This window comes from Flavobacterium sp. ov086, from assembly GCF_900187965.1.
Lineage (GTDB): Bacteria > Bacteroidota > Bacteroidia > Flavobacteriales > Flavobacteriaceae > Flavobacterium.
Map to the genome: position 1 here is coordinate 174,848 of NZ_FZNL01000007.1, position 15,715 is coordinate 190,562.

Consider the following 15,715-nt stretch of genomic DNA (forward strand, 5'->3'; position numbering starts at 1 on the left):
AATTTTAATAGATTGGTTTTTGGTTTTGTAAAGTCTTAAATGCAAGAACGAATTTACTCAACAACCTTTTATTAAGGTTTTGAATTTGTGTAAAATGATATTAATTTTAGCTAAAAGCCTTTGAAATAGGTATAGTTGAGGAATAATCTCGCAATCCCGATAGCTATCGGGAGCGAAGTCGCAAAGTTTTTTTACGCAGATTGTGTAGATTTTTTTTTGGCCACGAATTGCACGAATTTTTTTAATTCAATATGATTATCGTGTTGTTTTGTCATTTCGAACGAGAAATCTCCACGAGAAGCTCGACAAAGATTGGATTCACATTACGGAGTTACTTGCGGAGATTTCTCGTTCGAAATGACAGAAACATACAGATTCGCCTTAATTACCAGAACACAGTTGAAAAAAATTCGTGCAGATTCGTACAATTACTTCGTCTGTTCGCTCTTTCAGGCTCGGGTCGTGGCAGAAATAACCACAAAAAAAGACGCAAAGAATATAAAAAACTTTGCGTCTTTGCTCCCGATAGCTATCGGGATTGCGAGATTATTCTATTATTTATTAAGCGTTTTTAAACTTTTGAAATGCATTCGCGCAAGCACCCAATAATCCGGCTTTGTTCCCTAATTCTGCTGCTACAATTTTGCTGTGGGCAAAAGAAATAGGAAGCGCACCTGTTTTAACTCTTTGGGTTAATTCATCAATGTAAAACTGACCTGCTTCACTTATTCCTCCGCCAATAATTACTTTCTGCGGACTAAATATGTTTACAAAATTGACGATTCCGGCAGCTAAATAATCGAAATGATGCTGCATGGTTTTCACCGCATGATCTTCTCCCGAAAGGTATTTTTCGATAATGGTTTTGCCATCGATATTTTCTTCAGCTGCTGTGTTTTGAGTTTTGTAATAGTTGATTAATGCCGTAACAGATGCGTAGGTTTCTAAACATCCTCGTCCGCCGCAATTGCATAATATTCCGTTTTGCTGAATTACAGTATGTCCTAATTCACCGCCACGATTTTTGAAACCGCTGTAAAGTCCTTTATTAATCATAATTGCTCCGCCAATTCCTGTGCCAATGGTTAGAAAAACAGCATCGGTACTGTCCTTTGCTGCGCCGTAAATTAATTCGGCAAGACCCATTAAGTTCGCATCATTATCAATTACAATATTATGTCCTGTACGATCTTTTAGAATTTTACCTAATGGTAATTGCTCAAAACCGGGTAAATTAACACCTCCGCCAATAATAACATCATCTTCGATGAGACCGGGAAAGCCAATTCCGATACCTACAATTGGTTCTTTTAATTGATCTGTACATTGTTTAATGGCGTCAATCATCAAGTTGATGATTTCAGCTTCGGTTTTAGCTTCTTTTAAGGATACTATAAACGAAAATAAAATTTCTCCCAATTCATTAACAACACCACATTTAAGTGAAGTACCACCAATATCTATCCCAATTGCATGTGATTTTGACATTTGTGTATCATTTTTGGCAACCATAATACTCCTTTTTATTTTATTGTTTCTTTTCTCTTACAAACGATTAATGCAGAACTATGTTCTGCATTAACGTCCATAAACTTATTCATTTCTAAATAAATTCCAATCATTTTTTTAGGTCTTTTTGATCTTTATTGTTAAAAAAGTAAGATTGTCTTTTTTCAGTGCTTATGACTTTTATAAGTTTTAATAGTTTGGATTTTGGCGTGTAATATTTCTATTTACATCTGTTTCATTTTGTGGATAAGGATATAATTCATGTTTACCGATAACAAAATTGTTAATTGATGGATAGAAGTAGTTGGAACGGATTAATTTAACCGCCGCATTTGTTTCGATTATTTTATCAGACAAAATTCCCCATCTAATTAAATCTGCTCTGCGTAATCCTTCTCCGGAAAGTTCCATGGCTCTTTCTTTTTGTAAAGCTTTAAGAAATTCGGCTTTGCTTAATCCTGATTTAAGATTAATTTGGGTTTGCGTTGGTTTTGTTAAAAGTCTTGCTGTTGCTGTTGCTCCAGACCCTTTTCCGTTTGTGCTGGTAATAGTTACTGTTGGTACAGAAGTGTATCCGTCACCAGAACGCAACATTGCAGTTGTACCAATACTGCCACTTGCAAGTGTTACTACCGCTGCCGAAGCATCAGAACCACCACCGCCTGTAATTGTTATTAAAACATTTGCTGCTGCAGTATATCCGGTACCTTTATCTACAATATCAATAGCAATTCCGCTTCCTTGAATATCTGCTCCAAAACCTCTTCTTCTTACTTGATTTATAGCATCATAAGCAATTGGATTTGGACCTTCATTTAATTCATTTTCTACTTCAGCTCGCATTAAAAGCAAATCAGAATAACGCATAACAACCCAATTAATATGTGTGTAAACTCGTTCTGCAGTTGCATTAGTCTGATATTCACGGCTCCATTTAGCAACCGTCCAACTTTCATCTTGTCTTGCCGTTAAAAGTGCAACTTTATTTCCTAACGCATTTATGGAATAGGTTGCAATCGAAAAATCTCTTCTTTGATCTTGCGGATCAAAACTATTATAAAATGGTTTTGGAACTAAACATCTTGCAATATTCGACGGATAAAAACCATTTGCTGTAGTTGGTCCGTTGAAATTTCCAACCCACGATGCATTTCCTATGTTTCCTGACGGATTGTAAAACGCAACCTGAAAAATGTTTTCAGTTGGTTCTAAAACATGCTGACATTGGTTTTTAAATACTTTAGCATAAGACGGATTTAATTTATACGGATTTTGAGCCATAACGTCATTAATTTGCTGTTGTGCTAATCTGTAATAGTCTTTATAGTTTTCAGGACGTTTCATGGTTCCATCTGTATTTAAAGAATATCCTCCGGCAAATAAAGCAACTCTTGCCAGCATTGATTTGGCTGCCCATTTGTTGATACGTTCATCTGTAGGTGTTGACTCAGGTAAAACAAGAGCAGCTTCCTGCATGTCTTTTATAATTTGAGTGTATATTTCTTTACGATCCACAAGTGCTCCTTTTAGATTATCACCTGATTGTGAACTTTTGGTTTTAAAAGGAACATCGCCCCATAAACGAACAAGTTCAGAATAATAAAACCCGCGCAAGAATTTAGCTTCACCAATTAATCGGTTTAATTGCTCTTTTTGATTATCAGTTCCATTGCCATAAAGTGTCATTTGAGGTATTTTCTCAATGACTACGTTTGCTCTGTCAATTCCTTCATAAAGTTTGCTCCATGAATTGTAAAAAGCGATCGTTTGAGAGATTCCCTGATAATGCGCGATTGCTCTCCAATCGTCAGCGCCTTCTCCGCTCATTTGTACAATATCAGTATCTGCATCAAACATTAATGAAATATTCCATCCATAACTATCCATCGACGACATTGATTCGTAAACGCCCAATGTAGCCATGGTAGCTTCGTCTACATTTTTGAAAAAATTAGCTGTCGTGAAATAAGAATAAGGTGTTACTTCGATTTCTTTATCACAGGAATTAAGAGGCAATAGGAGACAGGCAATACCTGCTGCAACAATGGCTCTGCGAGAAAATATATTATTTTTCATTTTTCTAAACTTTAAATTATAGCGAAATATTTAATCCTGTCAAAAAGGATTTACTTCTGGGATAAGCACTAAAATCTACTCCTCTGGTTATGGCATTATTAAGTACACTTACTTCTGGATCATATCCTGAATATTTGGTAAATACATATAAATTATAGGCGGTAAAATAGATTCTCAGGTTTGAGATTTTCGATTTCTTTAGCCATTCTTTTGGTAATGTATAACCAAGGCTTATATTGTTGATTCTTAAAAACGAACCATCTTCGATAATATCACTGTACAAACGTCCGGTAGCATTACCTGCATAAGACGGATTTGTTTTACCAACATTTGCGGCAGCTAATTCAGTAGGGTCTGTAATGCGTTGTCCCGCTGCATTTATAGTTGTCCATCGATCTGCATAGATTGCAAATGTGTTTAAGTTTTCAAAGTTTAACCTTGAATTGTTTAATACGTTTGCGTTGTAAATATCATTGCCCACTGTAAAATCAAGAAATATACTCAGATCAATTCCTTTATAGCTAAAAGTATTGTTTAAACCTCCTGTAAATTTAGGACTAGCATTACCAATTGCAGTTCTGTCAAGATCATTGATTACACCATCAGGAGTTCCGTTTGGACCACTAATATCTTTAAACTTAATGAATCCCGGCTGTACAGCAACATTATCCTTAACAACACCTGTTTTTAAAGTATAAGCGCTTGTCGCTGGGTTATAATCAAAATCACTTACCTGATACAATCCATCACGAACATATCCGTACATTACACCAACTGGTTTGCCTACTTGTAAAATATAATCACTCTTATCGGTGTAACTATTTGTTATTAGTGAATTTTCGCCTTCGCTTAAGGAAAGTACTTTTGTTTTATTAAATGCTATATTAAAACTTGTATTCCAATTGAAATTATCGGTTTTAATGTTTGTAGTATTTAATGTAAACTCTATTCCGCGGTTTGAAGTAGCTCCAATATTCTGAAATTGTTTCTTGAATCCGGAACTTGAAGGAATACGGGTGTTATAAAGTAAATCCTGAGAACGGTTTTCATAAAGTTCTGTTGTAAGTGAAATTCTTTGTTTGAAGAATCCTAAATCTAAACCAAGGTTGGTTGATTTTGTAGCTTCCCATTTCAGGTATGGATTAGGCAGATTGTTTTGAAATGCCGTAATGTTTACCTGATTGTTTAGCGGATAAGATCCTGAATTGAAAATACCTAATGCAGCATAATTTGCGATTCTGTTATTTCCTGCTTCTCCATAACTAAAACGGAACTTCAAATCAGAGAATACTGGTAATTGCCTCATGAAATCTTCCTCGATAACTCTCCACGCCAAAGATACTGACGGAAAATATCCCCATCGGTTTTCGGTACCAAATTTAGAAGAACCATCGGCTCTGATACTTGCCGAAACTAAATATCTGTTTTTGAATGAGTAGTTTGCTTTTCCAAAGAAAGATAATAGTTTATCATCTTCGGCAAATGTTGTAGGGATTCCGGCAATGGTTCCTAATTGCAGTTTGTCCCATCCTAAATTAACATCAGGAAAAGCAGATGCAGAAGCAGTAATTCCTTCGGCATAATTATAAATATATTCTTGTCCTGCAGTTACATCAAACTTGTGATTGTTTAAAGTTTTGCTGTACGTTAAGACGTTGTTGTAGTTTAAACGAGTCGAAATATTTTGTGTAACGCCACCATTTGCACCTCCGGATCTAATTGCCTGTATACCATCGGCACCATTAAAATATTTGTTTTTCTCGCTGTTATCAGTATAACTAATTAATCCCGAGTACACTAAATCTGGAGTAATGTTGTATTTAAGCTGCATACTCATGTTTATCGATCTTGTAACCGCTTCTCTTTTTTGATTTTCGATCGTAACAAGCGGACTCTGAAGCGCTGGTGAAGCCTGATTGTCTAATGGATCAACCGTTAAATACTTCAAATCTTCATCAGATCCTGTACTTCCAATCGTTGGTCGGTATTGCAATACGTTTTGCAACATGCTTAATCTCGCATTTCCACCATCTGCCGGAGATAATCCGGTTACTTTTTGATTCGAAAAATTGACAATTGCATTAACCGAAAGTTTATTAGTCAAATTATGAGTTACAGAAAGTTTTGCAATATTTTTGACAGATTCGCTTCCTAACATAATTCCCTGATCGTTATTTACAGAATAAAACGCGTTGAATCTGGTGTCATTCTCGCCTCCGTTAATGCCTATTTTGTGGTATTGACTTACTACGGCATTTCCAAAAACTTCGTCTTGCCAATTGATACCTTTTCTGTTTTTGTAAAGACCTTCCAGCTGATCGTAAGTGCCGTAATTATCTTCAAATTTCTGTTGTCTTACAGCATCTGTAATTGCTCCTTCATACATTAATTGCGTATATTGATACGGATTCATCATCGGAAGTTCTTTTGCAATTGTTTTTATTCCTCCGTAAGTATCGTAACTCAATTGTAGTTTTCCACCTTTTGCTCTTTTGGTAGTTACTAAAACGACACCGTTTGCACCTTGCGCACCATAAATAGAAGTTGATGATGCATCTTTTAAAACATCAATAGTTTCAATATCTGTAGGATCCAGAAAGTTCAATCCGCCAGTTTGGGCAACACCGTCAACAACGTACAAAGGCTCGTTACTTTGCGTGATAGAAGTTCCTCCACGAATTCTTAACGATGGCTGCGCACCCGGAGTTCCGTCAGGCATTGTAACCTGCATACCTGCAATACGTCCTTGTAATGCCTGAGCTACGTTTTGCACCGGAACTTTTGCAATTTCTTCTCCTTTAACAGAGGAAACTGCTCCGGTAATATTTTTTCTGGCTTTTGTTCCGTAACCTACCACAACTACCTCATCAAGATTATTGGTGTCATCGACCAATTTGGTATTGATAAGCGTTCTGTTTTTAACTTGTTCTTCTTTTGGTTTGGTACCAATATAAGTAAAAACCAAAGTTGCATTCGGTTTTACCTTAATTTGATATTCACCATCAATAGAAGTAACGGTGCTGTTTTTTGTTCCTTTTTCAGAAACTGTCGCTCCCGGCATTGGCATGCTTTGCGCATCTGTTACTATACCTTTTACGGTGATAGCGTCCTGGCCGTACATAACTGTACAAGCGGTGAGCAATAAAAATAAAAATAGAGTCCTTTTCATAATTTTTTTTAAATTGGAATAAGTGTGAGCTTAATTCCTATTGATATTATTTAAGTTTAGTTTTCGTCTTGTTATATAAATTGTCCGCTTTCTTGGTGCAATATCAAATGATGAATATTATATCATTTGCGCAAGATTATGAGTAAAATTTCAAAACTACATTGGTAGTAAAAATGATTTTAATGTTACTTATCAGTTTCATTATATCAATCGCTCAATTGTTGTTTGCGGAGAAAATTATAACAATAAATTAACTTACAAAAGGGGCTGGGGAATTTTCCGTTTAAAAAATAAAAGAAGATTCTGTTGCGGTTGGTTCATTTTCTTTGGATTGGTCATGTTTTTTTTGATTTAATAAAAACAAATATAGAAATCGACTATATATGACAGTTTTGAAAATGTCCAAATTAGTATTGATTTTGATTAATTGTACTTTTAAAACCCTTGAAATTACTGGTGCAAACAAGGTTTTGAGTTCTTTTTATAGTTTCGATTCTATGCAGAAAGCACCGTTTTTACTGAACATTTTTGAAATAGTTTGCGCAGCATAATTGTTAAATTAAAGTGAGTTCATTGTTAACGAAAACGATGTAAATTTTAGCAAATTTATACTAAATGAAGAGTTGTTTTTTTTGATTTTTCAGATAAAACTGATAAAAGTATTTTAAGGAATTAGTTTTAAGATTCGTTGTGAAAAGAGATTTGTAGAAGATTTGAAGTTTAACGGAAGTTTAAGTGGAAGAAGTTATGGGAATGGAGCAATTTTCAAGAGAAAAATATACACGGCTTTGTCATTTCAAGACAAGAGACCCGAGCGATAGTGAACAGACGAAGTAAATCTCCGTAAGTAACTCGACAGAGCTTGGTCTTTGCGAGGAACGAAGCAATCACACGAAGCATAGTTATTAATTGATTAAGTAAATGAGATTGCTTCGTTCCTCGCAAAGACAGGATTGGGTTAGGATTGTGAATGTCTTTAACAAAAAGAAACCCGACAGGTTTCTAAAACCTGTCGGGTTTGCTATATAATTAAGTTAAGGAAAAATCTAAAGGACCAATTTGTTACGGAAAATATTTCATCACTTTGTTTTTGTTCCATCGGAACATTTCATTGGTAACCCAATAAATTAGGCGTTTTTTCTACGTTCCATAGGAACGTTTGAATTTTTAAATAATATTGGTAAAAACAGATAAAGATTACATATACAATTTCTCAAACGTCCCAATGGGACGATGTTTCTCACGATGCATTTTTTTTCTGCCAATGAGGTGTTCCAATGGAACAGAATCTAAAAATATCTTAGCTTAAATGTCTAAAATCTAAAAACTTCTTTAATCTTTTAAATTTGTTTTTATTTCGCTTTTTTTGCCATCAATGGTAATGTTTAAGCTAATATTTCCTTTCTCATAATCATTGTCTTTATTTGGCTTAATGTTTATTTTTGGGGTTTTATTTCCGTTAAACGGATATAATATTGTTATGAATTGCTGGGTTGTATCGTCACTTTTAGACTTTTCGAAAACAAAGGCAGGGCGGGAAATTTCTTTGGCATAAACATACGATACTTTTCCTTCTTCTTCCTTTAGGGTTACTTTATCAGTATTTAAAGATTGTATCAAAAGGTTATTACCATCTTCGTAAGTCGTGTAAACTTTATCATTGCTTTTATCATAAACAGGTTTGCTGTCTTCTTTCAATTGAAAATGAATACCAAGGTTTCCGGTAGCTTTTCCAATGGCTTTATCAATGATTAGAAAGTACTTTTGATCTATAAAAAACACACTGCGTTGATGGTTTAAATCTGTATAACTTGGATTTGTATAGGTTAATAAATCAAGGTTTTTGCTGGTTTTCCACTTGTTTTGTTCAGCTTTGGTAATAACCATATTCTGATTGTCTAATGTCAAAGTGCTATGAATTCTGGTTTGACGAAACCAATTTCTCATCTTAGTAACTTCGGCATCACCACTATAAATATAACAACCGGTATCTGGTGTAAAATTGCGTCCTTTTATCCAAAGCTCAAAAGTTCCGTTGTCCGGTTGCGCGTGAAATTCGGCAGGAGGTCCGGCTTTCATAATCATTACTGTTGATTTCTCGTTCCAACCATTTCTAAAAGTATAGAAACCGCCATTTGGCAACTCGTGTGAGGTATAATTTGGCAATGAACCTTCTTTACCTTCAGTAGCAAAATATTTAATTGAGTTGTTGTCAGGAAAGGTTTTCGACCAGCTTAAATATTGTTTCATTCTGCCGCTTTTATCAAATATCCATGCATCGCCAAACATTGGAGTGCTATAGTCCGGGAAAGATATATTGGCTATAGCCGAAATCATTTTTTCAATCGTTTTGCTATAACTATCAGGAAATTCTTTTTCCATACCCGCCATTTTTGCTGAGTTATAAGCTTTCATAAAGATATCAATACTGGCAACGTGGTAAATAGGAGAGAGTTCCCATTGAACGCCATCTGCAAGAACCTGCAGTTTTATTTCGCGATTCAAAACTTCGATACCACTTTTACGCCATTGTTCTGCTTGTTTAAGTTCAGGAAAAGAAGCACCTGCACCTAAAACGCGCTGCGCTTCAAACAGTAAATGATTACCGTCTTTAGTATAGTTTTTAGGGATATAATCGGCTTGTTTATTATAACTTTCCAAAAATTCCATTAAAAAAGCTGGAGTGAAGTTGGGAGAAACTACAAATAAATTGAATGTTCCAACAAGGCTTTGAATACGATCGGATACTTCGAGAGGTCTCCAGGCTATTCCATCATTTTCTTTAGAACGTCCTAAGTAATTTTTCTTATTCCAATCGCGAAATTGAGAAATCCATTCTTTGGCATATTTTTCATCACCCGTGCTGCGATACGCCATTCCCATTGGTTGCCACCAGGTTACGCGGTGCAATTGCCAGCGGACTTCATTGTCTTTTACCGGCCAATAATCCCAATTGATGTCTTGTCCGTAATCAAAAAAGCCATATCCCTTTTGAGGTTGAAATTTATGAAGTAAAGCATTATCTGCTTTTTCAAGATTGGATTTCCCAATATCTTTTCCTTTAAATCTCGCTTCGTCACCTACATTAAATTCAGGATTTTTGATGCTTTTTCGGTTGCGATAATAATTCAGTAATTCTTTGGCTGCAGCCTCATATTGTGCGGTTTTAAAAAGAGAGTTGACTTTTTCTAAGCCCGGATATTCAAGATTAATAATGTCGAAGCTTTCTTTTTTTACCGAAGCTTCCTGAGCTTCAGAAAAACAGACTGTCAGTAGCATAAAAAACAGCGCTGTCGTTTTTTTTAAATTTTTCATTTGGTTTTTCATTAATAGATAAAGTTTTAAAATAAAATAAGAAGCTATTAAAATTGACTTTTAGGATCAAAAATAGCTTCTTAAGTTTTTATTGTGGTATTAAAGGCATCAAAGTTTAATTATTGTTTTATAAGTTTTACGATTCTCTTAATGTAGCCTTGAGATATTTCAGCCAGATAAATCCCGGGACGTAAGTTGTTTCCGAACGAAATTGTTTGTCCGTAATCTGATTTTGTAGCACAAATTCGTCTTCCTAAAATATCAAATACAGTAATTTGAATAGCTTGTGTAGTATCGCCTCCGGTTATGTTTAATTGAAATACTGTTTTTGTTGGGTTTGGAGAAACAACAACTGTGAAAATATTTAAATCTAAAATATTCCTGCTTTCTGTATTCTCGCAAGAACCCAAGTAACAACCGTGAGCCAAATGACTTGAAATAGCATTTGTAGAAATGCAGAGACTATTATTGTTATGACATATTGTTATTTTGTTCGAAGCGCAACGAACATCAGTTACTGTTATTTGTTTTGCTATTGTGCTATTACAACCTAGAGCATCTGTAATTGTCACGGTATAAATGTGTGTTCCCGTTGCTGACGGATTTACAGTAGTGCTTTGCGTTGTAGCTCCGTTGCTCCATAAATAAGTGTAAGGCACTATACCATTTGCAGGTGTTGCGGTCAATGTTAGTGAAGAAGCGCCATAACCCAAATAAATAGTATTAGCTTTTCCTCCTGGATTTACAGCATAGACATCAGCAATGCTTCCCGAAACAGGATTGTTTATGGTTACTGTTGTTATTGCTTTTTTGTTGTTTTCTGCAATATCAGTAATAGTCCAAGTTATTGTTGATGTTCCCGTATTGAAATTTCCACTTGCATCCAATCCGTTTCCAGTTCTTGTAGTTGCGCCGGTTATTTCGTAGATAATAGATTTTATCGTACAATTATCATTGGCTGTTGCCAAAGGAATAGTATAATTTGCGTTTGCATCATAACAAAGAGAAACCGAAGCAGTAGAACTTACCGTTGGAGTTTCAGAATCTGTAACGGTAACGGTTTGTGTAGCATTGCTGATATTACTATTTTCATCTTCTGCCTTCCAGTTTACGATCGTAGAACCTACGGGAAATATTGCAGGAGCATCATTTGTGATACTTGCAATACCACAGTTGTCAGTTACAATTGGATTTGTTAGCGTTAACGTTTTTCCACATTGACCTGAATCATTGCTTAATGTTATATCAATTGGCGTAGTGAAAACTGGTTTTTCCTCGTCTTTAACCGTAACTGTAAAAGTCAATGTCAAAGTATTGCAGGCATCACTTGCATTCCACGTTACAGTTGTAACTCCTTTATTGAAAACTACATTTTGTAATGTTGTACTTCCTGTTGCGATTGTTGCTCCGCTTAAAGCGTAATTTAAAGTCGAGTCTCCGCAATTGCTGGTTAATGCAGCATCAAATTCATTGCCAACAACAGTATAACTGCAAACACCTGAAGTGGTATTTACAGAAGCATTATCTTTTGGTTTAATAGTCGAAGACGGTTTTACCAGTTCGGTTTGTATGGTTAATCCGTTAATGGTTTTAAAAGCTATTTTGGTATTATTTCCATCAAAAGTGGTCGATACATTATTTGCAGGAGATGCTAGAACCCATTTCCCAACAATTGTAAGTGTTACGGTTTCAGTTTGTGGAGCTCTGTTCAAAATCGAGTTTTGACCGCTAATCTGATTCCAGGTATAAGTTTCATTTGCAGTCAATAATCCTAAGTTTGGATTGGTAAGACTTACTTTTAGTTTGTTTCCGCCATCTACTTTTTGAGTCATTATTGTAGCCTGTTTGTCTACGCTTACCACAACATCATAAGTAAAAACCGTTGCAGGATTGAAGATTACATATCCAAATATAGATTCGGGAACATATTCGACAATATGCGCCTGACTGTTTTGATGGTAAATCTTGAAATAAGACGAAAAGTTATTTGCCAATTGTTGCGTAGTCGTTTGTCCGCCTTGCATTACAATTGCGTATTGAAATTTTGCCTGAGCCGGTGCAATTCCGTGATTGATATATGCTGTTGTAAAATTTCCTGTAGTATTGACTGTGTTGCTGTTATTTCTGGAATTTTGAACAACTCTATTAATGGTAATTGCATCTGTATTGGAAGAATTTGCAGGAACTACATAACCATTTCCTGTGGCGTCTGTTGCCCAAAAACCTCCGCCAGTCTGTGAAAAATTATAGCTGGTTCCCGTTGCAGTATTACCATTTACATAAGTTGGAGTATTGATATCTGTAAGATTGGTTTGAAATAAAGTAGTCTGAATAGGATAAGTTCCGTTTGTGTCCCTGATATTAGAACCAAGACAAAGAATCATGTCTTTAAAAAAGAAATTAGATTTTAAAGCTGTCATTCCGGTAGCAGAATTATAATCTTTATAATCAATCCCAAAAACACCATTATTATCCAATGAAGCATGCGTTAGAAAAGGTTTCCCGTTCATTTCACGCATTTTGCCTGTACTAAGAATATTTAGCGGAAGATAAGCAACCGTAGTTCCTGGAACATGTGACCAGTCCCAGCCATTTTCTGTAAAACCGTTTGAATTTCCTGATGTAAGTAATTCTATGGCTCCTGCAGAAGTATATCGTCCGAAAACATTCTCTGTAGCCGAATTTTCGAAATGCCAGATATTTTTGCTTGTTCCTTTTGCACTTGCCTGAAATCCGTTGTATTTATGAACACTTAAACCTGCGTATGGAAAATTAAATTGTCCTTCGGCTATTTCGGGTTGTGCAGTAAGTCCTGAATTTAAAGTCTGCAAAATGTCCATTACGCCACCGGGAGTATAGACCATGGTAATCGAAATTACATTTTGTCTCAGTAAATTGAGGTTTGCTGTAGCAGAAATATTCCAAAGTCTCAGAAACTCTCTTCCCGCATCTGCATTAGCAACAGGATCCGTCACATATAAAAAAGCCAAAGCTGGTCGTAGATCATTATAAGAATCTGTATTGGTTGGAAATCTTCCGGCAAGACTAAGCGGCATTTCAAAGCCTTTGCTGAATTTACTGTAGTTTAAAATGGCTTTCTTTAAATTGTTTTGGGCTTCTGTATTTAATTCATAAGCCGTATTTTTTAGCATCATATTCATGATCGAAGATTGATGTAAAGCATCTACACCGTAAGAATTTGAATATGCTCCTCTATGATGATAGGTTATAAAATCAGGTTTAATGCAATCATTCCATCCATTGCTGATTTTTAAGGCATTGTCAATATATCTTTTTAGGAAATCCATATTGGCAATTTTTGTAGTATCAGAATCTTCCTGAGCCAATATGTAACAAAGTCTTTGCTGAATTGAAGAACGGATAATATCAGTATTAAAACCGGGATTGGTAAAATGAAAATCAGGATAATCCGGTGATATAAAAGTGGTTAATGTCTTTAATGCTCCCATGTGATGATCAAATTCTCCGGCAGCAATCAATTCGTCTTTCATTAAAAGTACTGAAGTAGCATAAGCAGACGATCGCAAACAAATTCCGTGACCGCTTGTGATAACTTCTTCTGTGGCGGGAATTGCGAGATAGGCAAAATCTGTAGTACTGCTAATGCCTTTTGCTTTCATATAATTAAAAAGCGAAAGTATGGTATCTCTTAAAGTCGGACTGTGATAATCCGGATTGGGATTGGTGGCGGAACCTTTTAATTGATACAGGAAAACCAATCTGATAAGCTTTTGTTCAACAATTACCTGATAGGCAGTTTGGTCAGCAGTTACCGTAAAATTCCAAAGAGCGCCGGGATTGTTGAAATCATAAGCCGACAGGTTTTTTGCTGCTATTCCGTTGGTGAGATACCGACTGTATCGCTCATTAACTTGTGAATTCGAATAATCAAGATTTTCTCCCGTGAGCCAATTTCGATACTTTGTTTTAATGTTATTGATGTCGCTCAATTGCGCATACGAAAAATTGAATACTAAGGCGATTAGCCATGCGGATAAAAGTAATTTTTTACACATAAGATTAATTGTTAATAGACTAGTTAGTAGAATTATTTTGGTGTGGTTATTCTGTATTCTTAGCAATTATTTCAAATAGTATTCTTAAAGTATTTATTGCGATAAAGTCATTTATAATATTTTAAATTAGAATACTATTGGTTTTTTAAATCAAGCTATAAGGCCAGGAATTCTTTAGTGTACACAGTACTTCAAATGTTTTTTGGCAAACTATTTATCATTCGAACAAGTACAATACTTTTTGTAATCCCTAACCTGATAAGCTTCATTTATTGTGTTTCTTCCGCTGGCTGAAAATCAAAAAAAGGAATTGGTTAGATTTCAATTTTTTTGATTGTAGCGTATCTTTTCAAAGCTTCCAGATAATAATAATCGGCATAATCAAGTGGCGTATCAATCTCTGAATTGTATAAAAAAGCACCAACGCTGTGTTTCAAAATGAAATAATTATTCTCACCCGGTTTTGCTAAATAAGTATCTGACGAAAGAGATTTTAAAATATCTTCGGCATAATCAGCATATTTTTTTCCGTCTTTTACCTGAGTACTTAAATCCAATAAAGCCGAAGCTATAACGGCTGCTGCCGAAGCATCTCTTGGAGCCAGTTCTGCGGTATCTAAAGCATTATGAACATCAAAATCCCAAACCGGTACTTTGTCTTTTGGCATTCGGGGATGATTCATGATAAAAGAAGCGATATGTTCTGCTTGTTGCAAAAACTTTGGATTTTTGGTATTGGCATAACACATCGTATAACCGTATAATCCCCAAGCTTGTCCGCGTGCCCAAGCCGAATCGTCGGTAACGCCCTGATGTGTTCCTTTGCGCAATACTTTGCCCGTTTTAGGATCATAATCTACCAAGTGATACGAACTATAATCTTTTCTATAATGATTTTTCATTGTAGTCAAAGCATGCGTACTGGCAGCATTAGTATATTCAGGTTTATTAAATTGAAGTGCACTCCAGTATAAATACTCCAGATTCATCATGTTATCGATAATAACCGGATAATGCAACCAAGGGAAATTCCAGGAACGTATTGTTCCAACAGTTGGGCTAAAACGTGCATAAAGATTTGCAGCACCATCTGCCAATACCGGAAGATAAATTTTGTCTCCTGTAATTCTGTACGCATTTCCATAAGAACAATACAACATGAAACCAACATCATGTGTATTTTTTATATTTCGAATAGAATCTAGTGCAAGGGTGAATTTTTTGGCTTCTTCGGCCAATGTTTTATCTCCCGTAAGTTCATAGCCATACCAAAGACTTCCGGGAAAGAAACCCGTAGTCCAGTCTGTCAAACCGGCAAGTCTTACAGTTCCATCAGGATTTACCGAACGCGGATTTTTTCCGGGTTTATAAGTTTGAGCAGCTTTGTTTAATTGAAATTGAACTACTTCAGTTGTTTTTTTAAACCAAAGCAAAGATGGATCATCCTGAACAGGTTTAGCAAAAGCACTAAAAGTAATGGTGGAAAGGACTAGAAATAAGTTGAAGGTTTTTTTCATCGTTTAATCGTTTATATGAATATTCGGTTTGGTTGAATATTTTATAAAGCGAATTTAAACGGGAGTTAGAAAATGGGCTTTCAGTTTTTATT

6 protein-coding genes are annotated in these 15,715 nt (G+C 35.5%); all 6 read right to left on the reverse strand.

The genetic code is table 11. The annotated features are described in order from the left end of the window. Positions 1 to 561 precede the first annotated feature (561 nt). The gene (locus CHB81_RS10155; RefSeq protein ID WP_254921048.1) at positions 562 to 1,488 is read right to left on the reverse strand and encodes an ROK family protein; all 927 of its coding nucleotides are present in this window, start codon (positions 1,486 to 1,488) and stop codon (positions 562 to 564) included. A 210-nt stretch (positions 1,489 to 1,698) separates the two neighbouring features. Next, positions 1,699 to 3,585, reverse strand: a complete 1,887-nt coding sequence (locus CHB81_RS10160; RefSeq protein WP_089351785.1) for a RagB/SusD family nutrient uptake outer membrane protein — start codon at positions 3,583 to 3,585, stop codon at positions 1,699 to 1,701. Positions 3,586 to 3,601: 16 nt separating this feature from the next. Beyond that, positions 3,602 to 6,754, reverse strand: coding sequence for a TonB-dependent receptor (locus CHB81_RS10165; protein ID WP_176427515.1), 3,153 nt, complete (start codon positions 6,752 to 6,754; stop codon positions 3,602 to 3,604). Between the two features lie 1,332 nt (positions 6,755 to 8,086). Continuing rightward, on the reverse strand, positions 8,087 to 10,069 hold the full coding sequence (gene hepC / locus CHB81_RS10170; protein ID WP_089351832.1) for a heparin-sulfate lyase HepC: 1,983 nt from the start codon (positions 10,067 to 10,069) through the stop codon (positions 8,087 to 8,089). Positions 10,070 to 10,188: 119 nt separating this feature from the next. Continuing rightward, a complete protein-coding gene (locus tag CHB81_RS10175; RefSeq protein WP_089351787.1) occupies positions 10,189 to 14,106 on the reverse strand; it encodes a chondroitinase family polysaccharide lyase in 3,918 nt (1,305 codons plus the stop codon). 314 nt (positions 14,107 to 14,420) lie between these two features. Then, entirely contained in the window at positions 14,421 to 15,623 is a 1,203-nt protein-coding gene (locus CHB81_RS10180) for a glycoside hydrolase family 88 protein (RefSeq protein WP_089351788.1), read from the reverse strand. Positions 15,624 to 15,715 lie beyond the last annotated feature (92 nt).

What these genes read in the sequence shown, in the direction of transcription:
- CHB81_RS10155 (WP_254921048.1), bottom strand. Translation starts at nt 1,488, where the DNA reads ATGTCAAAATCACATGCAATTGGGATAGATATTGGTGGTACTTCACTT.
- CHB81_RS10175 (WP_089351787.1), bottom strand. Translation starts at nt 14,106, where the DNA reads ATGTGTAAAAAATTACTTTTATCCGCATGGCTAATCGCCTTAGTATTC.
- CHB81_RS10160 (WP_089351785.1), bottom strand. Translation starts at nt 3,585, where the DNA reads ATGAAAAATAATATATTTTCTCGCAGAGCCATTGTTGCAGCAGGTATT.
- CHB81_RS10165 (WP_176427515.1), bottom strand. Translation starts at nt 6,754, where the DNA reads ATGAAAAGGACTCTATTTTTATTTTTATTGCTCACCGCTTGTACAGTT.
- CHB81_RS10180 (WP_089351788.1), bottom strand. Translation starts at nt 15,623, where the DNA reads ATGAAAAAAACCTTCAACTTATTTCTAGTCCTTTCCACCATTACTTTT.
- hepC (WP_089351832.1), bottom strand. Translation starts at nt 10,069, where the DNA reads ATGAAAAATTTAAAAAAAACGACAGCGCTGTTTTTTATGCTACTGACA.